This window comes from Janthinobacterium darwini (assembly GCF_051380905.1).
Classification (GTDB): domain Bacteria; phylum Pseudomonadota; class Gammaproteobacteria; order Burkholderiales; family Burkholderiaceae_D; genus Janthinobacterium.
Map to the genome: position 1 here is coordinate 1,241,443 of NZ_JBNYXX010000001.1, position 22,902 is coordinate 1,264,344.

Here is a 22,902-nt window from a genome sequence, read left to right on the forward strand (position 1 = left end):
ACGAGAAGGGAGTTTATCAATTGATAAACTTCGTTCTCAAATCCGGTCGCTTTCCTTGCGCACGACCCTGCCCACGATCAGGCATTCATTGCCGCGGCACAGCTTGCGGTGGTATTTGCGCTGGTCCGGGTTGTCCGACGTCAGCCACCATTCTCCGATATCGCGCGCCATGCGCTTGACCACGGGTTCGCCTTCGTAGTTGATGGCAAACACGATGCCGTCGGCCGGCCGGTTGTCGGCCGTATTGATGATCACCACATCGTCCTCGTACAGGGCCGGCTCCATGCTCTCGCCCTTGACCTTGATCGCCACCAGTTTTTCAGGGTGGTAGCCATTGCGCTCGACCCAGCTGCGCGGCACGCTGATGGTGCTGCCGTCGTGCGTTTCCGGCTCGATCGCAAAGCCCGTGATACCGGCTGACAGGCGCAATTTGACCTTGCGGATCGGGTAGAAGCGCGCATCTTCGCCATCGACCACCACCACCGGCTGTGCCTCACCCAGCGCGCCCAAGGCACGCGCAGCCAGTTCCGCCTGGTCGGGCGCCGCACCCTGGTCGAAGTACATGCTGTCCAGCTGCAAGTCCGCTTCCAGCTTGCGCGCGATTTTTTCGCTGAAGGCGCGTCCCTCGCGGTACGTGGGCGAGAGGATTTGCGAGATGCGCGCCTCGCTCCAGCCGCTGATGTCGGAAATCTTCTTGCGCGTGTTGTCGTAGTGCTCGCGGATCAGGGCCAGAAGGCGGTCGCGTCTGTATTGATACATATTCATCTCCACATTAAACCCGAAATTTACCGTTTGATAAATTACCAAATGCTTGACTTTAACATTAGCGATTGATAAAGTCCACTCGTTGCCTGTCGCAAACGCACTACAGCGTTTGCGGCTTGGCGACACCACGGGAGGTCAGGCAAATGTTGAACAGCAGTCAGTTGGTGGAACGCAGGGCGGTGCCGCGGCAGGGGCGCCAGTTACAGGCACGCAGCAAGAAGTCGCAGCTGCATATCGCCCGCATCGTGCAGTACATTCAAGAGCAGGGCCAGGCCAGCGCGGCGCAATTGTCCGCCTTGCTGGGACTCGATGCAGGCACCATGAGCCGCTATTTGCGCTACATGTGCGGCATGGGACAGATTCACCTGGCCCGGCGCCACTGCACGGAGCCGGGGCGCCAGCGGCCCGCCCTGTACGCACTGGGAGAACAGGACGAGGACGTTGACGGCTGGGCCGAACTGCCGCCGCAAGTGCGCCGTACGGCCTGCTGGCCAGGCGGTGCGGCGAGTCGCGATCCCCTGGTGGCGGCGTTGTTTGGTCCGGCACAAGCTTAGGGCGGCAAGCGGCCTTCTCAAATGAATCACAGCAAGCAAGCTGCCAAGCGCAGCTTTTCCTTGCCGCAACTGAAAGCACATCATGCATATCGATATCACCGCCGCAGGGGCTGCCTGGATCAAGCTGCTGGGCGTCCCCTTGCTGGCCGCCTTCTTTGCCACCTTGCTCAGCTTCATGGTCATGTGGCCACGCAACTGCAAGGAGGCGCTCATCCGTATTTGCTCCAGCATCATCATTGCCACCTTTGCCGGTCCCGTCCTGGTGTCGGCGGTGCTGGCGTGGTGGCCCGGCTTGTTTGACAGCGCGCAAACGGTGGCGGCGCTGTATGGCTGTGATCCGGCCACGGGCTTCCTGTTCATCGCCGCACCGCTGATGGCGCTCGTCGGTTTGCCGGCGTGGTGGCTGGTGAGTGCCAGCGTGCGCTGGTTCGACCGGCGCCGCGACAAGGATATCGGTGAACTGGCGGCGGACGCTGCCGCTGCCGTCAAGGAGGTGCGGGCGCGACGTTGACGGCGCTGGCGTCCTCTTTTAGTGCATGGTCATGGCGGCGCGCCTGAAATCGGTGCGAAGGGCGGAGCACCATGCTCAGTCATGCTGGTTTGTCGCCATAAACTGTATACACACTACCTGGCACGAAGCGTGCATGGCTTGCTGGAGTCGTCCCATCCAAGGAGCTTCGCATGCATCATCGGTCACCATCGTGTTCCTGTTGTCCCGTTTCTCTCTTGCTTTTCCCTTTCACCTGCGCCCATCCGGGCTGCGGTCACCCAGGAAATGGAGCGTAAATGGCCACTCCCCGTCTGAAATCCATCCATCGCAGCGTGCCCGGCACCATGCCTGTAGCGCCATCGCCCGTCGATGAAATCCTGCCTGCCGGCAAGCTGTTTACCCTGGGCTTGCAGCATGTGCTCGTCATGTATGCGGGCGCCATCGCCGTACCGCTGATTGTCGGACGCGCGCTCAAGCTGCCACCCGAGCAGGTGGCGGCACTGATCAGTGCCGACCTGTTCTGCTGCGGCCTGGTGACCCTGATCCAGTCCCTGGGGATAGGCAAGTACTTCGGCATCCGCCTGCCCGTCATGATGGGCGTGACCTTTGCCGCCGTCAGTCCCATGCTGGCCATGGCGAACAACCCGACCCTGGGGATCACCGGCATCTTTGGCGCCGTGATTGGCGCCGGCGTCGTCTCCATACTGATCGCTCCCTTCATCAGCCGCCTGCTGGCCCTGTTTCCGCCCGTGGTCACTGGCAGCATCATCGCCGTGATTGGCGTGTCGCTGATGCGCGTGGGCGTGAACTGGGCCATGGGCGGGCCGCCCGCCATGGCGCAAATTGCCGATCCCGCCTTCCTCAAGATGGGCGCTGCTGCCACGGCAGCCGGCTTGCCTGCGCCTGCCGGTCCCGTGCCCCTGATTGCCAACCCCGGCTACGGTGCGCTGGATAATATGGGTATCGCTTTCTTCGTGCTGGCCGTCATCTTGCTGGTGGCCAAGTATGGCCGGGGTTTCCTGTCGAATATCGCGGTATTGATCGGCATCATTGCCGGCACGGCCCTGTCGTTTGTATTGGGCAAGGCCGATTTCGCCAAGGTGGCCAGCGCCAAGGCCTTCGCCATCGTCACGCCGTTCCAGTTCGGCATGCCTACCTTCGACGTGGTCGCCATCGTGACCATGAGTCTGGTGATGATCGTCGTCATGATCGAATCGCTGGGCATGTTCCTGGCGCTGGGCGAAATGACGGACAAGCGCATCACGCAGGACGATATCAGCCGCGGCTTGCGCGTCGATGGCCTGGGCACCCTCATCGGCGGCATCTTCAATACCTTCCCGTATACCTCGTTCTCGCAAAACGTGGGCCTGGTGGGCGTGACGGGCGTGCGCAGCCGCTGGGTTTGTGTCGCGGCCGGCATCATCCTGGTGGTCATGGGCGTGATCCCGAAGATCGCGCAAACGGCCGAAGCCGTGCCGGCGTTCGTGCTGGGCGGGGCAGGGCTAGTGATGTTCGGCATGGTCGCCGCCACGGGCATCCGCATCCTGGCCGGCGTCGACTACAAAAGCAACCGTAACAACCTGTTCATCGTGGCCCTGTCGATCGGCTTCGGCATGCTGCCGCTGGTGGCCGAGCAATACGCGCAGCACATGCCCAAGGCCCTGTCGCCGTTACTGCACAGTGGCATCCTGCTGGCTGCCATCGTAGCCGTGCTGCTCAATCTGTTCTTCAATGGCCTGGCCTCAAAGGAAGTGGCGAGGGACCAGGCGCGCGAGAACAGTCACGGCAGCGATTGAGGACCCGCCCCACGCCGTGGACACGGCGCGCGGCGCATGCTGATCAGCAAGGCGGCAGCACCTTGAGCACCGCGCAATTGCGCCCCGCATCCTTGGCGTGGTACAGCGCGGCATCGGCCAGGCGCAGCAGGGCATCCGGATCGGCGGCGCCCGGCGCCGAATGGATCGCGATGCCGACGCTGATCGTAACCTGCTGCGCATCCGCGCTTTCATGGGAGATGCCCAGCTCTTCGATGGCGCGCCGCAGCGCTTCGCCGATCTGGCGCGCTTCGTCCGCGCCGGTGTTCGGCAGCACGATCGAAAACTCTTCGCCGCCGTAGCGCGCAGTCAGGTCGCCCGCGCGCCGCATGCCGCTCGCCAGCGCGTGCGCGACACGGATCAGGCATGCGTCACCGGCCTGATGGCCGTACCGGTCATTGAAGCGCTTGAAGTAGTCGACATCGAGCATGATGACGGCAAGCGGCTGGCCGACGCGCGTGGCACGTGCGCATTCGTTGCGCAGCACGTCGTCGAAATGGCGCCGGTTCGCCAGGCCGGTCAAGCCGTCGGTGATGGACAGGGTTGCCAATTTGCGGTTGGCGTCTTCCAGCTGTTCCGTGCGTTCGGCAACGCGCCGCTCCAGGCTGTCATGCAGCCTGGCGCTGGAGATCGAGATCATCGCCTGTACACCGAGCATGCGCAGGAACGCGACGCGCTCCTGCGTGAACGAGGCTTCTGCAAGCCGGTTCTCGAAGTACAGGATGCCGTCGATCTGGCCGCCGTGCCGTATCGGCAGGCACATGACGGCACGCGGCCGCTGCAGCTGCACGTACGGGTCGGCGGCAAAGCGCGAGACGCCTGTGATACTGTCTTCGATCACCTCAGCGCCAGTGCGAATCACATAGCGCAGCAGCGACAGCGGGAACTGCGGGTCGCTGGCGGCGTTCAGGTCGAGCCGCCGCGCTTGCAGGACGGTGACGCCATCGCCATCGATATTGGCCTCCAGCTGGTAGCTGCCTTCTGACAGCAGCAGCAGACGCGCCACTTGCCCGCCAGCGTTTTCGCACACGATGGAAATCAGGCGTGTCAGGACATTGCGCAAGCCGACCTCGTTCGACAGGATCTGCGCCGCTTTCAACAGCGACACCAGGTCGAGCGCGGAACTGCCGTGCGTGTTGGGGCCCACATGCGACAGCGTGGCGCGGCCATCCATCCTCGGCAGCAGCGCAGCGTGGCGTGCCCGCAGTTGCTCCACCTTGCCCTGCGCGCCCCACTGGCCGTAGTGCGCCATGGCGTCCTGGATGAATACGGCGGCCACGCGCGCGTGGCCCTGCTCGCACCAGTATTCGCCGCACAGTTCATTGCCCAGCGCTTGCACGTTGACGTAGCCAGCCAGGCCGGCGGCGTCGATCGCCTGCCGGTAATGGCGCGTGGCCAGCTGCAAATCGTGCCGGTAGCGTGCCATTTCAGCCATCACCAGCAGATGCTTGGCGTTGCTATTGTCCGAGCCCTCGGTGGCCCAGCCGGCAAGGCGCGCCTGCAGTGCGTCGATCACGGCCAGCACATCGTTTGCATCAGGGCGCTCCGGGTCGCGCCGCAAGGCGCGGATCCATATCAGCGCGGCGTAGAAGCTCGATTCGACAACCTTGGCCTGGCCGCGCATGATCTGGGTGACGATGCCTAACTGGCCCGCCAACAGTTCGGCGTCGGCGCCGTCGAACAGGTAGGCGTTGCGGATCTTGCCTTGCAAATAGTAGGCGCGGTACAGCTGCGAGCCGCCATATTGTTCGAGGAAGCGCGCCTCGCTGAACGTCGCATCATCGTAGCTGGTTTGATGGGCAAGGCTGCCCATCAGGCATTTGATCGGCTGGATCGCTGCGGCGACGCAGCAGTCGGCCATCGCCTGCTGGCCGTTGGCGCGCATCAGCGCCAGGTCGTGCTCTATGTCGTGCATCAGGTGCGGCAGGTAGTCGCCGAGGATCATGCGCTCGGTGGCGCGCACGGCCACCACCACGCCGACCTGCACGAAATCGGCGATTTCCAGTGCCCAGGCAAAGGCTTCTTCGTACAGGGCGTCGGAGCTGCGCAGGGGCCGCGTCCAGTGGCTGATGAGCGCACCGAACATCAGGCCCGTGAGTGTGCGCGTCTGCAGATTGGCACGCCGCCTGGCTAGCGCCAGCGCCATCGCGCCGAATTCGTAGCCGCGCGCCACGTCGCCGCCGTACAGCGCTAGCATCATCGCGTAGCCAACATAGGCGACGGCGCTGAAATCGCTGTTCCCCCGCTGCATGGACAGCCGCGTCATCGATACCACCATCAGGGCGCTGAGGTCCTGCTGGCCGGCATAATAGCTGGCCATCCACAGGCCCTGCATCATCTGCATCGCGGCCACCGCGTCCGGCTCGCACATTTCGCCGGCCTCCAGCAACGTGTCGGGCGTCTGCGTGCCATGCAGGCGCCCGATGTCGGCGAGGATTTCGTCGAAGTGCGCCTTCATGTGCGCGACATCGTGCGGTATGGCGATGTTCAACTGCGCCAGGCCTTCGCGCTGCACGGCGATGGCGTCGAGCAGGCGGCCCTGCAATTGATACTGGTGCGCCTGGATGGCAATGCAGCGTACCTGCAGCAGCGGGCTCGAAGTGCGGGCGCGCACGAGTGGATAGATCGCCTCGGCGGTATCGAACTGCCCGCACAGGTAAGCCGCTTCGGCCGCGCCGAGCTGCAGGTCGAGCCAGAGGTCGGCGTGGACGCTCCATGCATCCGCCGGCAGCAGGCCCAGACCAATTCGCATGTGCTCCAGCGTGGCCTGGAACGCGGCAGAACGCCGTGCCTTGACGCCGGCCTGCAGATTGAGCGTCGCCAGATGCACGCGCTCGCCCGCATCGTCGATCAGCGCGCGACCGGCGTTGAGCTGTTCAACGATTTCAAACAGTGCGCCATCCTGACGCTCCGGCGTCGCATGACGCAGGAGCAGGCGGCCGATGCGAAGATGGTTGGCCGTGCGGGCATTGGCATCGGCGACCAGGTAGGCTGCCTGTTGCACCCGGTCGTGCAGGAACCGGTACTTGACGCCGCTTTGGCCGGCGCGGGTGTCGCCATTGACGTATTTATAGCGTTCGTCGAGCGGCTGGATCAGTCCTGCATGGAGCGCCGGCCACAAGGCTTGCTGCGTGTGACGCGGCGCGCGCTCCACTGCCAGTGCAAGCGTGTCGAGCGTGAAGCGGTTACCGCTGGAGGCGGCCAGTTGCAGCAGGTGCTGGGTTGCCGTGGGAAGGCGGCGGATTTTCTCCAGCAGCACCTCGACTACGTTGTCGGTGTACTTGGCCTGTTCGATGGCGCGCATGTCCCAGTCCCAACAATCGTCGTCGGCCCGGTAGCGCAGATGGCCCGTCTCATTGAGCGAAGCGAGGAACTGATTGAGGAAAAATGGATTGCCGCCGGTCTTGCGGTAGCAAATGCGGGTCAATGGTGCGCAGTCAGGGGCCGCCACGCGCACGGTGGCCGACACTATTTGCGCAAGCTGCGGCTCGGTCAGTGGGTTCAGTAACAGCGTGGACAGGCGCACACCGCGCGCGCGCAGCTTGTCGTGCAGGGCGGTGAGCGGATGCGCGGCACTCACTTCGTTGTCGCGGTACGCGCCGATGAACAGCATGCAGCTCTTGTCGCAGGACACCATGAGCAGTTCGATCATCCGCAGCGTGGCCGCGTCGGCCCATTGCAGGTCGTCGAGGAACAGCACCAGCGGATGCCCGGCGCAGGCGAATACTTCAACGAAGCGGGGGAAGAGCCGGTCCAGGCGCAGCCGGGCCTGTGCCGGCGCCGACGCGGGCGTCGCATCGGTGGGGCCGACGATCAAGGCCAGTTGGGGAATCAGTTCGACCAGCACGCCCATGCCGCTGCCCAAGGCATCGCGCAGTTTGCCGGACCATTGCCTCAATGTTTCCTCGGGCTGGCCGAGCAGCTGGTGCACCAGCCCCTGGAAGGCCTGGATCAGCGAGGCATAGGGTACGTCGCGCTGGAGTTGGTCAAATTTACCGGACAAAAAACAGCCGCGCCGGGCGATGATGGGCTTCTGCACCTCGTTGACGACCGCCGACTTGCCTATGCCTGAATGGCCGGCCACCAGCAGCATCTCGCAGGTGCCGGCCGCACTGCGCTCAAACGCCGCCAGCAGCGCTGCGATGGCATCCTCGCGCCCGTGCAGCGTTTGTGGCACAAGGAAGCGGCCGTTGTGATCGGACAGTTTGAGCGCCCGCGCCGGTTTGTCTGCGCGGCATGCTTCGAGGTCGCTGCGCAGGCCTTGCAAGCTCTGGTAGCGTTGATCGGCATTTTTCTCCAGCAGGCGCTGGATGATCGGCAGCAGCTGGCCAGGCAAGCCGGCAAGCGCCGGGTGCGACCAGTCCGGACTGCGGGCAATGTGGCAATGCACGAGTTCCATCTCGTCGCCCGCCTCGAATGGCGCCTGGCCGACCAGCAATTCGTACAATGTGGCCCCAAGCGCGTAGAAATCGGCGCGCCAGTCGACCCGCCGATTCATGCGCCCGGTCTGTTCCGGCGCCATGTAGCGCAGCGTACCTTCCAGTGACTGGAGATTGTCGATGCCATGGCTTTCGTATGGCAGTTCACAGGCGATGCCGAAATCGATCAGTTGCAGCAGACGTCGATCGGCATTCCACACCAGATTGGATGGATTGATGTCCTTGTGGATCACGCCATGACGATGGACCTCTTCCAGCGCCGCGCACAGTTGCAGTGCGATGTCGAAAAAATCGTCCAGCGCCAGCGCCGGCTGCGCCGTCGTCCTGCGCGCCGCTACCTGGGTGCGTAAAACCTGGTCGAGCGCCTGGCCACCGGCATCTTCCTGGATCATCGTCCAACATCCTCCGTGCAGCTGCAGTGCAAGCGGACGCACCACGCCAGGATGGCGGCAGCGGCGCGCGATCGCATACTCGCGCTTGAATTGTGCCAGCTGCTGGAAGGAAGGGAACTGCTGATTGGGCTTCTTGACGATCAGCGTGGTGCCATCGGTAGCCCTGGCGCGGTAAACGCGTGAGCGGTCACCGCTGTGCAGCTGTTTGATGATCTCGTGGTCGAAAAGGGAGCTCATGGGCTGGGCTAGCAGTACACAGACGGTTGCGGGAGCCTGGAGGCGCACATTTCGGAGTCTTACTTCATTGCAAGTATTATATCAGTAGGAAGTCGTGGAGTAGCGAGAGGAACGATGGACGTTGTTGCAAAAATGTCGGCACTGCCGGGCACTCTGCGAGCGATGATTGGACGCGGTCCGTAGGCCTGTTACGCAGAATCGACGAGAGCGAGGTAATGCTGGCCACAATTTCTATGCAATATTGCAAGTATTTTATACGTCAAGGAAGAAGAATGCCCGAACTCATTGGCGGAAGTACATGGTACCGAGTCCTGCCTTCACGCCGGTTCTGGCTCGGCGTGATCGCGCCCGGTTTATTGGCAAATAGTTAGGTATTCCATGGATGCATCGAGCCTGCGCACCATAGCTGGGAAGCGCTGGTTGATTTTGTCCGAGCCCTAGCCGGTCAGATTTTTGTGTAAAAGATGTCATACGATAAAATTTATCCCTAGAAAGGATACGTATGACGATGGACAAAACCACACTCGGCGATGGCTTTCGGGAAGCTTGGCAGGCACGCCATGCGTTCTCGCACTGTTCCGGGTTCCCGCTTCAAGTACTGCGCGATGGTGGCGATGTCCCACAGGTCAATCGCCAGCGGAATGGCGGGGCGCTGCAGTTTATCGATGGCCACGGCCAGTTTGGCGACAAATTCCGTTTCGTTCATGTTCATTGAGTGCTCCTGGCCGCCGCACTGGCAGCGATAGTAGTGGGGGTTTTCGGTAATGCTGTGAAAGGGTGTTGTTCTTTTGTGACTCTGGCGAACAGCGCATGCTCTTTTTTTAAAGCACGCAGGATTTCGGCATAGTTCCGAAATGCGTTGCCGCCCTCGTCCGGGGGGCGCGCTTCGGCAAATTCCTCAGCCATCAGAATTGCGCCATCGAGTACCGACTCATGCCGCGCGGCCAGGGCCATGTATTTCTGATCCGCATATTCAGCTATCGCTAAGGCGAACGCTTCGGCCTCGGTGTACTGTGAGACTTCTGTGCCTGGCCTTCGATAGTCGCGCAGCTGGCAAAACTCTTTGTAAACTAAGTCCTCTGGTGGATAAGCGTGATGGACAACGGATAATTGGACGAGTTCGGCCTCGTAAGAGTTCAAGCCACGCAGCAGTATCAAGGTCACGCACAGCCTGGCTGGCAATGGCTTTACCACGCGCGTGGAATTTGAGACGAAAACGGAAGCTGTCGAGGCAGAACGCGAGGACGAAAAAGACACGGACGAGGGCATCACGGGCGTGGTGGCCAAGTGGAAGGATGTGGCGGCGAAGAAGAAAAAAGCGGGACAGGAGCAGGCCGGCGCCACGGGCACGCTCAAGACGCTGGAGCATACCTACAAGAGCAAGCACGCCGCCAAACGGGCAGCGCTGCATGCCTGGATGCATATTGAGGAAGTGAGGGAAATTATCCGTGAAAATAGAGAACAGCTTTGAAGAGCGACGCCATCAACCGGCAATGTAAAAAATCGTGCTGCTTACTTAAGCGTCGGCGTATTTTCTACTAGGTAATTGGTCCAACCATATTCGCGTGCAATTGCTCGTAAAACTTCGTCAATCAACGCTTGACCATTGTCACTATTGGTCATCACGATTGTGCCTTGGCCAGCGGAGGTATAAGCAAACATCATGTTGCGAATGCCTTCGTTACCCCCACCGTGATAAAAACTTCTACGTACATCCGCTTTTTCACCGAGGAATAGGCCAAGTCCGAAATCTTCAATTCCTGGCGTCAGCATTTCATTTATCATTTTTTGTGACAGTACCTTGTTAGATTTACCGGAGGCACTCTTCTGGATCTCGATGACGAAGCGGGCCAGATCCGACGGCGTCGTCCACAAGGATGAGCAAGCCACGCAGCGTCACCTTGCGTTGGGCAGTAAAATCATTCATCGGCAGCTTCCATGCAACCAGTCGCAGGTTGACGTCCTCATCAAGCGACAGCTTGCCTGCCTGCACAAGGGACATATAGCCATACAGAGGCAAGCCGGTCGGTCGGCATCAGCGAATCAGTGCTGCGCCGCTGGGTGCAGCAGCTTCAGTTGGAGCGGCAAGGCATCACGCCACAGAGTAAGGCAATGACGCCTGATCAGCAGCGAATACAGGAACTCGAAGCACGCATTGAGCGTCTCGAGCGGGAGAAGTCCATTTTAAAAAAGGCTACCGCGCTCTTGATGTCGGAAGGGATAGAACGTACGAGGTAATCGATCAGATTTGTGGTGACGAATCAATCGAGTTGATCTGCGCGGTGTTCGACGTAGCGCGGTCAAGCCTGTATGTGCATCGGGAGCGCGCCCAGCACATTGATGTTGAGCGTATGGCATTGCGTAGCCGCGTGCACGAGCTGTTCGTCGAGAGTCGCAGTTCGGCGGGAAGCCGTAGCATCATCGTCATGATGCGCGAGGAAGGCACGGCAATTGGCCGCTTCAAAGTTAGTCGTTTGATGGAAGAGCTAGGGCTTGTCTGCAAACAGCCTGGTAGCCATGCCTATAAGCAGGCTACGGTGGAGCGGGTCGATATTCCGAACCACCTCAATCGTGAATTCACAGTCGAGGCGCTAAATCAGGTCTGGTGCGGGGACATCACCTATGTCTGGGCGCAAGGCCGATGGTATTACCTGGCCGTGGTGTTGGACTTATTCGCTCGCCGAGCGGTGGGCTGGGCATTCTCGCTACGACCCGATGCCGATCTTGTTGTGCAAGCGCTGGAAATGGCTTACGAGCAGCGAGGTCGACCGCAGGGGCTGCTGTTTCATTCGGATCAAGGTAGCCAGTACGCCAGTCGAAAATTCCGTCAGCGCTTGTGGCGCTATGATTGGCGTAGTCGCTTGGGGCATCCAAAAGCTATCATCGAGAACCAAATTTCTCTGGCCCAAAGTCAATGACTCCGTCGTTCAACGGAAACTCATTATTTCGTAATTCCCAAATACCATCGGGAAGCTTCAGCTTAAATTGGTCAATCAGATAAGGTAGTCCCTCACTCGCTAAAATATCGGAATTATCCGAAATCTGGAAATGTAAATGTGGCCACCGGGCGTCCCCTGAATTACCAACGCGCGCAAGTATTTGGCCGCGCTTGACCCGCTCGCCTACTTTCACACGGAGACTATCTGGCTGTAAATGCACATACTGGGCAAATTGCCCATCACCCAATGCAAGGACGATAAAATTGCCCATCACTGTATCCATCGTGATAGGCACCGCTGGAGCAAATCCGTCCTTGGTGCGTGGGATATTATTTGGCATGCCGTCACGCGCTTGTACAATGACACCGTCTGCTACTGCCAGCACATTCTTCCCATAAGCAAAATACGAGCTTACATCTCGGGCGTCACCAGAATACATTTTCCCATCTTCATATATTTTCCAGTCGATTGCGTAACGCCTAGCGATTTGTGCCGCGCCGCCTGCAACAAACAATCCAGTGCGATGATGAGACTCGATACTGGGACCATTGCCAGCGCGCCAATTCGCCCCCGTCAGCGGCGGGGCTAGCACCTTCATATGAGTGTGATGAGTATCAATTACGGGGCTATCAGCTGTCGCTCCATCGAGTAGCACGCGATGCCGCAGTTTTCGCGGAACCGCCGCGTTGTGGTCGAAAGCCAGGCATAGGTAAGCCACCGCACTCTGTCCTCCGCCAATGCGAGGCAGACCATCTTTGTCATCTGGTCCAGCCAGTTTCACCTGTTCGGCAAGCTGCGCACCCGTGATAACTGCAACTGCCTGTTCTGGCTTCGATTCTGAATCAATCACTTCAATACTGTGCAGTGTGACTGGGCTTTCTATGAAGCTATGAAAGTGCAACTCATAGATTAAATAATTCCGGTCTGCGGACGGCATTAGCGTCGGCTCTAACGGGGTGCGTATGTCCAGCTGAGGCGGTGGAAATACCTCCGTCATCGCTCTACTGGCTAACTTTCGAGGAGTAGTGCCGCTAACGGTTTCGCAGCCTTTCGGCGGAGATAGACTTGCAGCAGTCGAGGCTAATGCAGAGGCTGTAAGCAGAAAACTGAAAAGGAAAGTAATAGGAACGACCGCATTACAAATTGATTTGTTAGGCATCTTATTTTAACTTACATAAAAAGCAAATCCTATCAGCACCTCGTAAACTGTCAACAAATACTTTTGAAAGCATCTGGATACCTATTATTTCGTGAACGGTTACCAGGCCGTGCACCAGTTCGACAAAGGCCGCGTGTTCCACCTGATGGAACCGGACGTGAACCAGGAGCTTTACGGCGTGCCGCAGTACTTGAGCGCGCTACAATCGGCCTGGCTCAACGAGGCGGCGACCCTGTTCCGCCGCAAGTATTACAAGAATGGCTCGCATGCAGGCTTCGTCTTCTACATGACGGACGCGGCCGCCAACACGCAGGACGTGGACAACCTGCGCCAAGTCATGCGAGACAGCAAGGGGCCGGGCAACTTCCGCAACCTGTTCATGTACGCGCCGAACGGCAAGAAGGACGGCATCCAGATTCTGCCCGTGTCCGACGTGGCCGCCAAGGACGAGTTTTTCAACATCAAGAGCGTGACGCGTGACGACCAACTGGCCGCGCACCGCGTGCCGCCGCAGCTCATGGGCATCCTGCCGAACAATGCCGGCGGCTTCGGCGCCGTCGAGCCTGCCGCGCGCGTCTTCGCCCGCAACGAACTGGTGCCGCTGCAGGCGCAGTTTATGGCGATCAACGAGTGGGCCGGCGTGGAAGTGGTGAAGTTCGCCCCGTATGACCTGGCTACAGGCGGGGAGGGCGCGGTATGAGCGACCACGTAGATAACACTGACAAGATCATCTTCGCAGAGGTGGCGCGCGGCCTGGCCGCCGTGCGCAGCCGGCCGGGCCTGGTGGCGAACGGCTGCTGTCATTACTGCGACGAGGCGCTGGCGCCCGCGCGGCTGCTCTGCAATGCGGACTGCCGCGACGACTACGACAAGGAGCAGGCGGCGAAGGCCCGCGCCGGCCGCCCAGGATGAGCGCCACGCCGCGATAGCCGGCAGGGTGGGGCCGCGACAGGCTAACCACGCCGGAGCGCCCCAGGCACCGCACAAGCCGCCTATGAGGCGGTTTTTTCACGTCCCGCCGATTGGTGTTGCACTTGGGGCAAGAAAAAGGCCGGTTTCGGCCCGGCGCGCGCAGTTGTCCCCCTCCACACCTGCCCGCTATATAGGGCTCTTTTGACTCAAATTTGCGCCATGGCCGAAGGCGCATGAGGACTGGCGCGGCGGGGTGAAGAGGGGGCATGCAATTTGACGCATTTTGACGCACTTTTTTGCCAAATTGAGCTTGTGTGCCGAACACCAATCATATTTTTTTCTGGATCGCTCCTGCAAATCAAGTTGTATAGGAACCCGCCCAGTTCGACATCCGCGTATGCTTGTGACGTGGTAATGTTGTTTTTAACTTTTTCGCATCTTATTTGTGATGATTCGTGAGTATTTTGGGTGCTATTTGGCGCAGACTCTTACTCACGTAAAAATGGGAGTTTTTCGATGGCTGACTCAAATAGTCTGCCGCCACCTCTGATGGGGACAAGCTTCAAGCATTTTTCCCTACTGCGGTTGGCGATCACGTTTGTTGTAGTAGTTTGTCTATCCCTTCTTGCAACACAGCTATGGATGACATGGCGTGCAAGGGAGGTGCAAATAGGCGAGGCATCCCTGGCAAGCGCTAATCTGGCGCAGTCTGTGGCACAACATGCCTACGACACGATCAAAGAGACTGATACCGCCTTGGTTGGATTGGTGGAACGTTTGGAAAATGATGGACTCTCAGCTAATGAACTGTCGCGAATTCATAACTTGCTGGTTTTACGTGTAAGTGAATTACCCCAGTTGCAAGGGATTTTCGTCTATGCAAAAGATGGTAGCTGGCTGGTCAATTCTCAGAAAGTGCTGTTAAAGAATTTGAATAATTCTGATCGAGAGTATTTTAAGTACCATCAAAATAACAGCGACCGCAGCCCTCACATAGGCCCCCCTATACGGAGCAAGTCGACAGGGGACTGGATTATTACGGTGTCGCGTCGCTTTAACCTTTCCGATGGACGTTTTGGAGGGGTTGTTCTTGCTACAATTAATATGAACTACTTTAGATCGTTTTATGATCGGTTTTCCATAGGGGAGCGAGGTGCAATTTTCATTGCAAATGGAAATGGAACACTTTTGCTAAGAAGACCATTTGAAGAAAAAATGCTCGGACAAGACATATCGAAATTTCCGCTATTCAAAGACCACTTATCAAAGGCCCCTGTAGGCACTGCGTTAATAAAATCAAAATTGGATGGAGTTACACGTATCAACAGCTATAGGAGATTAGAAGAATATCCCTTGGTCGTCTCCGCCGCATTGTCCCAAGATGAGGTTTTGGCTAGTTGGCGGGCTGAGTCGTATTTGCAAAGTGTGGTGGGAGGACTTTTGGCACTAGTTATCGGATTTCTTGGCTATCGTATGGTGAAACAAATAGATTTTCGATCAAGGGCTGAAGGAAAGCTCTTGGAGGCCAGCAAGGAATTGGAGCAAATCAATGAAACCTTGGCCCGTCTCGCCAGTCAGGACGGCTTAACAGGGCTAGGTAATCGGCGGCACTTCGACGAGTCATTATTTAGTGAGTTTAGTCGTGCGCAGCGCGGTGAAACTTCTATTGGCTTGGTCATGATAGATGTCGATTTTTTTAAACAATACAACGATATCTATGGCCATGTTGCTGGTGATGAATGTCTTAGAAAAATCGGCAAGGTGGTGTCCTATAGCATGCGCCGGCCTGGCGATCTTGCTGCTCGTTATGGTGGTGAGGAGATGGCAGTGCTGCTGCCGGGAACGGACCTTCCCGGCACCCTGGCGATTGCTGAGAGTATTCGTAGCGCCATTCAATCTATGGGAATTGAACATACAGGAAACCCGCTCGGTGTTGTGACGGTCAGTATTGGTGTCGAAGCTTTTTCTCCGATTCATTTGGAAAACAAGCCTGTTGAGTTGGTCGAAGCCGCAGACAAAGCATTGTACAAAGCGAAAGAATTAGGGAGAAATCAGGTTTGTTTTGCATCTTCTAGCCGGGGGCGTGAGACGAAAGATAGTCTATCGGCCTTTCTTTGACAACTTTGCTTTCCAAATTTGACAGAAGTACGGGAGCGCTCGCGGATCACTTCCGCACAAAAAACGTTTCCGCATCGTCAGTGTGGGATGGTGAAAACAGTAGGTTGCAAGGTTGTGGAAAAACATTGCGTGCGGAACGAAATAGCGCGTAAGTTTATGAAAAATATGAAGTATTTTGAAGACTTGAAAACTATCGACGGGTTACACTGTTAGTGAGATTCAAAGGGCTTGGCCTACCGGCCCAGCCCGCCTCGAATTCTCCAATTAGCTATCAACTGACCCAGCTTCCACGACGTCTAACGCATCAGTTCGTGTACAAATGGCAGACCTGATCCTCGCGCCCAGAGCGGCCATCGCCATGGCGACCACGGCGCGCAGGTCTGGATGCTCGTCGTGATCGTAGCTGGCCAGCACCGCCTCGTACGCTCTTGCCGATTCAGCTGTCCGGGCTGCGGTGGGCCTTGCGCCCCCCGATTAACAGCAGGTCTTGGGCGCTATCCTGCGTCAGTTCGATGATGTCGCCGGTCTCGGGGGATACCAGGCTGGTTTTGCCGATCGGCACCAGCCGGGTGGCGCCGATGTCAGGCATCACCATCGTCCAGTCCTTGCCGTCGAAGCGCAGTTCGTAGCGGTTGGTGAAACGGCCCTCGAAGTTGTCGAGCTGGTAGATGCCGACGTGGCGCGTGACCGTTGCTAAGTCCAGGGGCGCCGCTTGGGCCAGGCGAGGTTTGAAGTCGGGCCAGTCGTAGGCGGATGCCACCGCCTTGACGATCTCGCCGCCAAGATAGGTACCGTTGTCGCCGTCGGTCATGACTACAACGCCGTTGCCGCTGTCGAGATACATCGCATAGGTGCTCTTGAAGCCGGTGTTGCCGCCGGAATGCATGAAGCGTTTGTGCTCGCCATCGCCGACCACGAAGAAGCCCTGCGCATAATTGTTCAGCGCCGGCGTCAGCAGATCGCGCGCCTCGGTGGTGCTCAGAAAGGCCGTGCCGATTTTCCACGACCGCTGGACACCGATGGCGAAGCGCGCCAGGTCGCTAGCCGTGGTCCACAGGCCGGCGGCCGCCAGTTCGGGATAGATGAAGGCCCCGCCTTCGACTTCGCTGCCGTCGGCGTAGTGGCCGCGCGCGCGGTTGTGTTCTGCCGCCGACAATGGCTGCGCGAATGTGCTGCGCTGCATCCGCAGCGGCTGCAGTACTTGCTGGCGCATCAACTCCGCAAAAGGCGTGCGCAGACATTGCTGCATGGCGATTTGGGCGATGGTGTAGCCGCCGCCGGAGTACGCATAGGCGGCGCCCGGGATGGTCTGGATGGTGACCGCCGGCGTGAACGACGGCGGCTCGCCCTTGATTACCTGAAGGTCCGTAGGGGTCGCCTGCGACGGCGGATAGCCGGGGAAGCCGGACACGGTCGCCCCTGCGGTGTGGTTGAGCAAATTGCGCAAGGTCACCGGATGCTCGGGGCTTTGCTGTCCGACGGGCAGGATCCACGGCCGCAGGCAGGCGTCCACCGGACTATCGAGCTGGAGGTTGCTGCTGCCCGCCAGCCGCTGTGCCAGCACGCCGGTCACGCCCTTGCTGATGGACGCGGCCTGATACAGCGTGTCGGTGTCGGCCGCAGGTGCGGACGGTTGCCGGTAGACGCCGGCCCAAGCGATCTTGCCGTCGCGGATGACCGCCACGCTGACGCTGGAGACCTTATAGCGGCGCAGGCGCTGCTGGATATCGAAGGTCTGCGCCGGCTCGCCTGCGATGTCCACCCGCTGCCGCAGCCCGCCGGCGATACGCTCGGCTATAGCGGACTCGCCCGCGTGGGCGGGTCCGCTACATGCCGCCACCCCCACTAAGGCTCCCAGGCGTAGCGCGCGGCCTGAAGCATGGACTGGCAATAGCCATAGACGAATGCGCATAAGTTTCCCTTTCATTAATTGGATGGGCTAATCTTATCGAGCGTTGCCCGAGGCTCCCTGGATTTGCGACGAACGGTGGAAAGCTTGGTCTAGGCTGTTTGTTTTCACCAAAATCTCTACGCGGCACTAGCATTGCCAACAAAAACAGCGGGGTCAGTGCCGACAAAAGCGGTGAGGAGCAGCCGGGGTCAGAGCAGCAGACTGCCATGTTGCTCGCCCTTGATCTAATGGTAGGGGGGCGCCGCAACCAATATCGCCGATCATCCGGTCAACCAGTTGACGACTTCCTGCCCTGGAACTGCGCCGCGCAGCTCCCCTCAGCTTAAAAAACATGCCGCTTCCTAGCGGTGTGATGCCATCATCTGCCAAATCAACGCCAGGCTCTAGACAACGCTGACTTTACGCTTACCTTGATGTCGTCGCGCCTGGGGGCGTGTGCGCAAAGAATTTTTGTTCCGATGTTCATTCGTAGGTAGCATAGTAGGTACGAATGTTATTTAGCTTGTAGAAGCCGCATAAAGCGTAGTCATTCGCATTACACCGCTTCCAACAGGAAATAAAGAAATCGCATTCGGGCGGTTTTTTATTGCTTGGCGGAAGCGAGCAAGGCGCCTGCGCGCCCTGCGCGTGAGATTCGAAGGGCTGGGTCTAAGCGCTGGCTGTACTGATTACTTTTGCATAAAAAATGTTTCCGCATCGTCCATGCCGGTCGCGACGCTGTCCTCTTCGCGTTTGGCCTCATTCCACCTCACTGAATGCAACTCCTTACAATCCGAAAGCCCAGGTCGTCGATACGGTAGGTCGGATGGCTTTTGCGCCGACATGAGGCGCGGCAGGCGTTGGGAACATCGAGCCAGCCGCCGCCGCGAAATACACGATATTCTCCGTAGACGTCCGGGTCAAAGCGATCCCAGCACCATTCCCAGACGTTACCGATCATGTCATAGAGGCCCAGTGCATTCTCTACTTTTTCTCCGACCGGATGCCGGCTGTCATTGGAATTTCCCGCATGCCAGCCGATAGCGTCGAGGTCACCGTAACGCACTTCTTGGCCGCCTGCTCTGCAGGCATACTCCCATTCAGCCTCTGTAGGCAGTCGGTAGCCCTGAGCGGTCGGGTCCCAAGTCACGCTTTCGCCATTGATGTCATAACAGGGCGTCAAGCCGGCTAGGTGCGACAGGTGATTGCAAAAAGCGATCGCGTCGAGCCAGGAGACATCGACCACCGGGCAGGTTGCGGAACCGGGGCAGAGTTCACCACCAGTAATCTCACGGTACAGCTGTTCTGTCACCGGAAAACGGCAAATGGCAAACGCACGTAGTTCCTCTTTCCAGAAGCTGTTCTTGGCCTCGTTCTTTAGCAGAATATTTCCTGCATCAATGGTGACGAATGAAGCGTCGAGCTCAGCTAAGATGTCGTGTAGTCGATACATATGGGTCTAGTGAAAATCGATAAGCGAATATTCTACCCGAGCTTGGCCGCCATATCCTCGGCACTCTCGTTGTAATAGATCTGGAGCATGCGCAAATCCCTGTGGCCTACCATGCGCGCCAGGTCCAGCACGTTCAATTTTTTGGCCAAACGCGTGATGGCCGCATGCCGGCTGTCGTGGAAGGTCAGCCCCTCGATGCAGGATCGTTCGCGCGCTTTGCGGAAGAGGGCATCGAGCGAGGCCGTGGAAATGCCGAACAATGGGCCCTCGCCGGAGTCTGGCAATAGCGACAGGAGTTCCAGCGCGCGCGTCGAGAGCGGCACGTCTCGGCGCACGCCGTTTTTATTGATCGAGGCGGGGAGGCGGGCGACGGCTCCATCAATCCAGGCTGGCATCAGCCCGCAGATTTCGCCGGCCCGCATAGCTGTCTCGATGGCGAAGAGGTAGGCGACCGCCACGGCCTGGCTCTTCGTCGTCACAGACTCGCCGGTGAAGCCAAGCGCATTGCACAGGCGCTCGATTTCATCTTCGGTGGGAATGCGTTCGCGTGAGGCGGCTGGCTTGGGGCGGCGCACGTCGCTGGTCGGACTGGCGGCAAGCCATTTCCATTCCCTGCGCGCAGTCGTAAACACGTGGGAAAGCAAGTTCAGCTCACGATTCACGGTGGCGCCAGTGACCTTGCTTTCCCCTGTCATGCGTTGATCGCGCCAGGCGCCAAGCAGTTCAGGTGTCACGTTGGCCAGCTTGATATCTTTGATTTTCACGCCGCCAATGACCACTTCGCCGATGGCGTTGAGGCGCAGCCTTTCCCAGCGCTCGCCGCGCTTGTGGATGGAGACTTCTTCCAGATACCTGTCGAATGCGTCGCCGCAGCTTTTCCCGATGACGATGCCACTGTCGGCGCCGCGCCGGATTTCAGTTTCGCGTTCCGACGCCCAGGCCGCAGCCTCGGCCTTGGTGCTGAATGTTTTAGATTCCCGTGTGCCGAGGATGGCGATTTCTGCCCGCCAGCCGCCAACCCGTTTCCTGAATGAAGCCATGCATCCCTCTCGTTGAGGCGTAATCATGGCGTAATCGCTACTGCTTTTTGTCGGGTTTAATATGGACTAACAGGAATCTCTGGACGTAAAAAAAGCCACTAACCCGTTGATTTTATTGGATTTAATAGCTTTTTCGATGTTTCCAAATTCTGTGCGCTGGTGCCCGGAGCCGGAATCGAACCGGCACGCCCTTACAGGCGGGAGATTTTAAGTCTCCAGTGTCTACCAGTTTCACCATCCGGGCAGCGCGGCGAGATTCTAGCACAGGTGATGCCCGTAATGCCATCTTGTGCCGGAGCGATGGTCTCGCGTCCACAGCCAGGTTTCTGCCGTGGTGGGAGAAAAATGCTGTCCGGTTCGCACCGGACAGCCAGGTTTTATCTACCCGCCATCAAAACGTCGCCTTGAACTGCACGCCATACGTGCGTGGTTCGTTGACGATGCCCGTCAGGTTGTCGAAGTCGATGGCGCCCAGTGACTGGATCTGGTTGGTGATGTTGCGGCCATACGCGGAGAGTTCGTATTTGTCCCACTTGTAGCCGATGCGCAAGCCGCCTTCGAGCAGTTCCTTGGCCTTGTATTCCTTCGCTTCATACAGGAAGAAATTGTAGCTGGTGCGATAGGCCCAGTCCGTGTAGGCGTAGAACTCGCCATTGGCCAGGGGAATACTGTATTTCAGGGTGAAGTTGGTTTGCCATTCCGGTGCGCGTGGCAGCGGGTTGCCGTCGATATAGGCTGTGCCCTTGAATGGTCCGACGGGGTCGGTGACGGTGCAGCCGCTGGCCGGGTTGTTCAGTGCGTTGCCGCAGCTTTGCACGAACAGCTTCTTGTCCTGGATTTCCGTGTGGTTGTAGCTGCCGCCCAGGGTCATGCTGAGGGAATCGCTGAGGTTAGCCTGGAAATCGAGTTCCACGCCCCGGCCGGTGGCCTTGTCGGCGTTGATCAGCTGGTTCATGTTGACGGCGCCGCTGCCGGCTGTCAGTTGCTTGTCCTTGACCCGGTACTGGAACACGGCCAGGCTGAGGCGCGCGCGCTTGTCGAACAGGTCCTGCTTGATGCCCGCCTCGACGGACAGCGCTTTCTCGGCGCCCGCAAACGAAGGGCGGTCGGCCAGGCCGTTCAGGCGGCCCTGCATCGATGGCGCGCGGTAGCCGGTGGCGATGCGCGCGTAGGCGTTGGTTTCCGGCGTCAGAACATAGGTGCCGCTGAGGTCCCAGCTGACGTTGTGCGAGGAGTCATTCAGGTTGAACGGCCCGGCCGTGGTCGCTTCCACGCGCTTGGCCGAGAATTCCTTCTTGTCGCTCGTGTAGCGCAGGCCGGCGCGCAGTTTCAGGGCGTCCGAGACCGTGTAGTTGAGCGAGCCGAAGGCCGCGTACGACTTCGAGCTCTGGTTTTGCGTGGCGTAGGCGCTGTTTTGCGGATTGCCGGGCGCCAGGCTGTCAAAGCTGATGCTGTCGATCTGGATATCTTCCTTGAAGTAGAACAGGCCGCCTATCCATTGCAGCGGGCCCTTGGCGCTCGATTCGGCGCGGAATTCCTGCGAAATCTGCTTGTGCTTGGGAATCACGTCGGCCGTTTCCACGACGAAAGGAATGAAGCCGGGGCCCATCGGCTGGGCGTACACGGCGCCATAGCCGCCGTCGACGTCGGCGCGGCTGTAAAAGTCGAGCTTTTCGTAGCCGGTGATCGAATGCAGGGTGACGCCGGGCAAGTCCCATTTCAGGCGCATGCTGCCACCCTTGGTTTTCAGGTGCTGGCGGTTGATGCCATCGGTAGGGTAGGAGCCATAATCAAAATTGTCGACCAGGTCATTGGTGCCCTGTTTCAGGATGTTGGCGCGGAACAGCGTCGCCGTGCCATCGAGGTCGCGCGCGTGCACGTTGAACAGGGCAGTGAAGTCGCGCGTGGGCTTGACCAGCACTTGCAGGCGGGCGGCGCTGTCTTCATAACCTTCAAAGTCGCGCGTGCCGGTGGGGCGCGGGTTGTGCACGCGGTCGTCGCGGCGCTGCGTCTGGCCGGAAAATCGCAGGGCCACGGTGTCGCTGACGGGCACGTTGAAAGCGCCTTCCAGGTTCTTCATGCCATCTTTGCCGAATCCGCCGCTCAGGTAGCCTTCCGTCTTGAAGACGGGCTTGGCCGAATCGAACTTGATTACGCCGGCCGGCGAGTTGCGGCCGAACAGGGTGCCTTGCGGGCCGCGCAGCACCTCGACCTGATCCACGTCAAACACGGGGAAACCCTTCAGCATGGCGTTTTCCTGCACCACGTCATCCATCACCAGGCCCACGGGCTGCGAGGCGTTCAGGTCGAAATCGGTGTTGCCCAGGCCGCGAATATAGAAGCGGGGAAAGGTGCGGCCGTAATCAGATTCGACCGAGACGCTGGGCGAACGGCTGTTGAGGAAGCGGATGTCGGCGCCGCCGGCCGTCAGGGTGTCGAGCTTGTCGCCCTTCAGGGTGGCGATGGACATGGGCACGTCCTTGATGTTTTCCGCGCGTCGCTGCGCCGTCACGATGACCGTTTCCAGCTGGCCAGGGCCGGCCTGTGCCACCGGAGCGGCAGGTGCGTCGGCGGCTGGCGCCGGGACGCTGTCTTGCGCCAGCGCCTGCAGGGGAAAGGCGGCAGTGATTGCCAGGGCAATCAGGGTGTGGCGTATGGTGCTGGCATGCGGTGTCATCATGAAACGGCTCCTGTCGGTC

At 59.2% G+C, this 22,902-nt stretch carries 16 protein-coding genes, 1 tRNA gene and 2 pseudogenes; 8 read left to right on the plus strand and 11 right to left on the minus strand.

Going from position 1 to position 22,902, the window contains the following annotated elements; translation table 11 throughout:
* Positions 1-36: 36 nt before the first annotated feature.
* The gene (locus tag ACQ4WZ_RS05710) at positions 37-759 is read right to left on the minus strand and encodes a S24 family peptidase (protein WP_133990535.1); all 723 of its coding nucleotides are present in this window, start codon (positions 757-759) and stop codon (positions 37-39) included.
* Between the two features lie 149 nt (positions 760-908).
* Between ACQ4WZ_RS05710 and ACQ4WZ_RS05715 the strand changes: the two genes are divergently transcribed.
* From ACQ4WZ_RS05715 to ACQ4WZ_RS05725, 3 genes are all read left to right on the plus strand, one after another.
* Positions 909-1,319 carry a winged helix-turn-helix domain-containing protein gene (locus ACQ4WZ_RS05715; protein ID WP_436572772.1) on the plus strand — a complete coding sequence of 137 codons (411 nt, stop codon included), beginning with the start codon at positions 909-911 and terminating at the stop codon, positions 1,317-1,319.
* Positions 1,320-1,401: 82 nt separating this feature from the next.
* On the plus strand, positions 1,402-1,830 hold the full coding sequence (locus tag ACQ4WZ_RS05720; RefSeq protein ID WP_101481792.1) for a hypothetical protein: 429 nt from the start codon (positions 1,402-1,404) through the stop codon (positions 1,828-1,830).
* A gap of 323 nt (positions 1,831-2,153) precedes the next feature.
* Positions 2,154-3,605, plus strand: a complete 1,452-nt coding sequence (locus ACQ4WZ_RS05725; protein ID WP_436573857.1) for a nucleobase:cation symporter-2 family protein — start codon at positions 2,154-2,156, stop codon at positions 3,603-3,605.
* Positions 3,606-3,648: 43 nt separating this feature from the next.
* On the opposite strand, the gene ACQ4WZ_RS05730 is transcribed toward ACQ4WZ_RS05725, so the two are convergent.
* The 3 genes from ACQ4WZ_RS05730 to ACQ4WZ_RS05740 form a co-directional block, all read right to left on the minus strand.
* Entirely contained in the window at positions 3,649-8,691 is a 5,043-nt protein-coding gene (locus tag ACQ4WZ_RS05730) for a diguanylate cyclase domain-containing protein (RefSeq protein ID WP_101481791.1), read from the minus strand.
* 487 nt (positions 8,692-9,178) lie between these two features.
* Positions 9,179-9,403 (minus strand): hypothetical protein, encoded by a 225-nt coding sequence (locus ACQ4WZ_RS05735; protein WP_436572773.1) that lies wholly within the window; start codon positions 9,401-9,403, stop codon positions 9,179-9,181.
* Entirely contained in the window at positions 9,400-9,855 is a 456-nt protein-coding gene (locus ACQ4WZ_RS05740) for a hypothetical protein (protein WP_436572774.1), read from the minus strand. The genes ACQ4WZ_RS05735 and ACQ4WZ_RS05740 overlap by 4 nt, the downstream gene beginning before the upstream one ends.
* A 34-nt stretch (positions 9,856-9,889) precedes the next feature.
* Here ACQ4WZ_RS05740 and ACQ4WZ_RS05745 point away from each other — a divergent pair, with 34 nt between their 5' ends.
* Complete coding sequence (locus ACQ4WZ_RS05745; RefSeq protein ID WP_436572775.1) at positions 9,890-10,162, plus strand: hypothetical protein; 273 nt, start codon at positions 9,890-9,892, stop codon at positions 10,160-10,162.
* Between the two features lie 41 nt (positions 10,163-10,203).
* On the opposite strand, the gene ACQ4WZ_RS05750 is transcribed toward ACQ4WZ_RS05745, so the two are convergent.
* Positions 10,204-10,581, minus strand: coding sequence for a serine hydrolase (locus ACQ4WZ_RS05750; protein ID WP_436572776.1), 378 nt, complete (start codon positions 10,579-10,581; stop codon positions 10,204-10,206).
* Positions 10,582-10,674: 93 nt separating this feature from the next.
* On the opposite strand from ACQ4WZ_RS05750, the pseudogene ACQ4WZ_RS05755 reads away from it, so the two are divergent.
* Positions 10,675-11,537, plus strand: a pseudogene (locus tag ACQ4WZ_RS05755) (IS3 family transposase); the annotation flags it as partial.
* 34 nt (positions 11,538-11,571) lie between these two features.
* On the opposite strand, the gene ACQ4WZ_RS05760 reads toward ACQ4WZ_RS05755, so the two are convergent.
* The gene (locus ACQ4WZ_RS05760) at positions 11,572-12,789 is read right to left on the minus strand and encodes a M23 family metallopeptidase (RefSeq protein WP_436572777.1); all 1,218 of its coding nucleotides are present in this window, start codon (positions 12,787-12,789) and stop codon (positions 11,572-11,574) included.
* 76 nt (positions 12,790-12,865) lie between these two features.
* Between ACQ4WZ_RS05760 and ACQ4WZ_RS05765 the strand changes: the two are divergent.
* From ACQ4WZ_RS05765 to ACQ4WZ_RS05775, 3 genes and pseudogenes are all read left to right on the plus strand, one after another.
* Positions 12,866-13,489: pseudogene (locus ACQ4WZ_RS05765) on the plus strand (phage portal protein); the annotation flags it as partial.
* A complete protein-coding gene (locus ACQ4WZ_RS05770; protein WP_436572778.1) occupies positions 13,486-13,701 on the plus strand; it encodes a hypothetical protein in 216 nt (71 codons plus the stop codon). The pseudogene ACQ4WZ_RS05765 and the gene ACQ4WZ_RS05770, both read left to right, overlap by 4 nt.
* Positions 13,702-14,217: 516 nt before the next feature.
* Complete coding sequence (locus ACQ4WZ_RS05775) at positions 14,218-15,819, plus strand: sensor domain-containing diguanylate cyclase (protein ID WP_436572779.1); 1,602 nt, start codon at positions 14,218-14,220, stop codon at positions 15,817-15,819.
* A gap of 436 nt (positions 15,820-16,255) precedes the next feature.
* Here ACQ4WZ_RS05775 and ACQ4WZ_RS05780 read toward each other — a convergent pair whose 3' ends face one another.
* The 5 genes from ACQ4WZ_RS05780 to ACQ4WZ_RS05800 form a co-directional block, all read right to left on the minus strand.
* Positions 16,256-17,731, minus strand: a complete 1,476-nt coding sequence (locus ACQ4WZ_RS05780; protein ID WP_436572780.1) for a serine hydrolase domain-containing protein — start codon at positions 17,729-17,731, stop codon at positions 16,256-16,258.
* A gap of 748 nt (positions 17,732-18,479) precedes the next feature.
* Positions 18,480-19,163, minus strand: coding sequence for a formylglycine-generating enzyme family protein (locus tag ACQ4WZ_RS05785; protein ID WP_436572781.1), 684 nt, complete (start codon positions 19,161-19,163; stop codon positions 18,480-18,482).
* Positions 19,164-19,195: 32 nt separating this feature from the next.
* Entirely contained in the window at positions 19,196-20,203 is a 1,008-nt protein-coding gene (locus tag ACQ4WZ_RS05790; RefSeq protein WP_436572782.1) for a tyrosine-type recombinase/integrase, read from the minus strand.
* 157 nt (positions 20,204-20,360) lie between these two features.
* Positions 20,361-20,447 (minus strand) — tRNA-Leu (locus tag ACQ4WZ_RS05795).
* Positions 20,448-20,594: 147 nt separating this feature from the next.
* A complete protein-coding gene (locus ACQ4WZ_RS05800) occupies positions 20,595-22,880 on the minus strand; it encodes a TonB-dependent receptor (RefSeq protein WP_436573858.1) in 2,286 nt (761 codons plus the stop codon).
* Between the last annotated feature and the right edge of the window lie 22 nt (positions 22,881-22,902).

Coding starts and splice junctions, on each gene's coding strand:
- ACQ4WZ_RS05775 (WP_436572779.1), top strand. CDS start 14,218: ATGGCTGACTCAAATAGTCTGCCGCCACCTCTGATGGGGACAAGCTTC.
- ACQ4WZ_RS05785 (WP_436572781.1), bottom strand. CDS start 19,163: ATGTATCGACTACACGACATCTTAGCTGAGCTCGACGCTTCATTCGTC.
- ACQ4WZ_RS05760 (WP_436572777.1), bottom strand. CDS start 12,789: ATGCCTAACAAATCAATTTGTAATGCGGTCGTTCCTATTACTTTCCTT.
- ACQ4WZ_RS05720 (WP_101481792.1), top strand. CDS start 1,402: ATGCATATCGATATCACCGCCGCAGGGGCTGCCTGGATCAAGCTGCTG.
- ACQ4WZ_RS05715 (WP_436572772.1), top strand. CDS start 909: ATGTTGAACAGCAGTCAGTTGGTGGAACGCAGGGCGGTGCCGCGGCAG.
- ACQ4WZ_RS05780 (WP_436572780.1), bottom strand. CDS start 17,731: ATGCGCATTCGTCTATGGCTATTGCCAGTCCATGCTTCAGGCCGCGCG.
- ACQ4WZ_RS05730 (WP_101481791.1), bottom strand. CDS start 8,691: ATGAGCTCCCTTTTCGACCACGAGATCATCAAACAGCTGCACAGCGGT.
- ACQ4WZ_RS05790 (WP_436572782.1), bottom strand. CDS start 20,203: ATGGCTTCATTCAGGAAACGGGTTGGCGGCTGGCGGGCAGAAATCGCC.
- ACQ4WZ_RS05725 (WP_436573857.1), top strand. CDS start 2,154: ATGCCTGTAGCGCCATCGCCCGTCGATGAAATCCTGCCTGCCGGCAAG.
- ACQ4WZ_RS05770 (WP_436572778.1), top strand. CDS start 13,486: ATGAGCGACCACGTAGATAACACTGACAAGATCATCTTCGCAGAGGTG.
- ACQ4WZ_RS05800 (WP_436573858.1), bottom strand. CDS start 22,880: ATGACACCGCATGCCAGCACCATACGCCACACCCTGATTGCCCTGGCA.
- ACQ4WZ_RS05710 (WP_133990535.1), bottom strand. CDS start 759: ATGTATCAATACAGACGCGACCGCCTTCTGGCCCTGATCCGCGAGCAC.
- ACQ4WZ_RS05735 (WP_436572773.1), bottom strand. CDS start 9,403: ATGAACATGAACGAAACGGAATTTGTCGCCAAACTGGCCGTGGCCATC.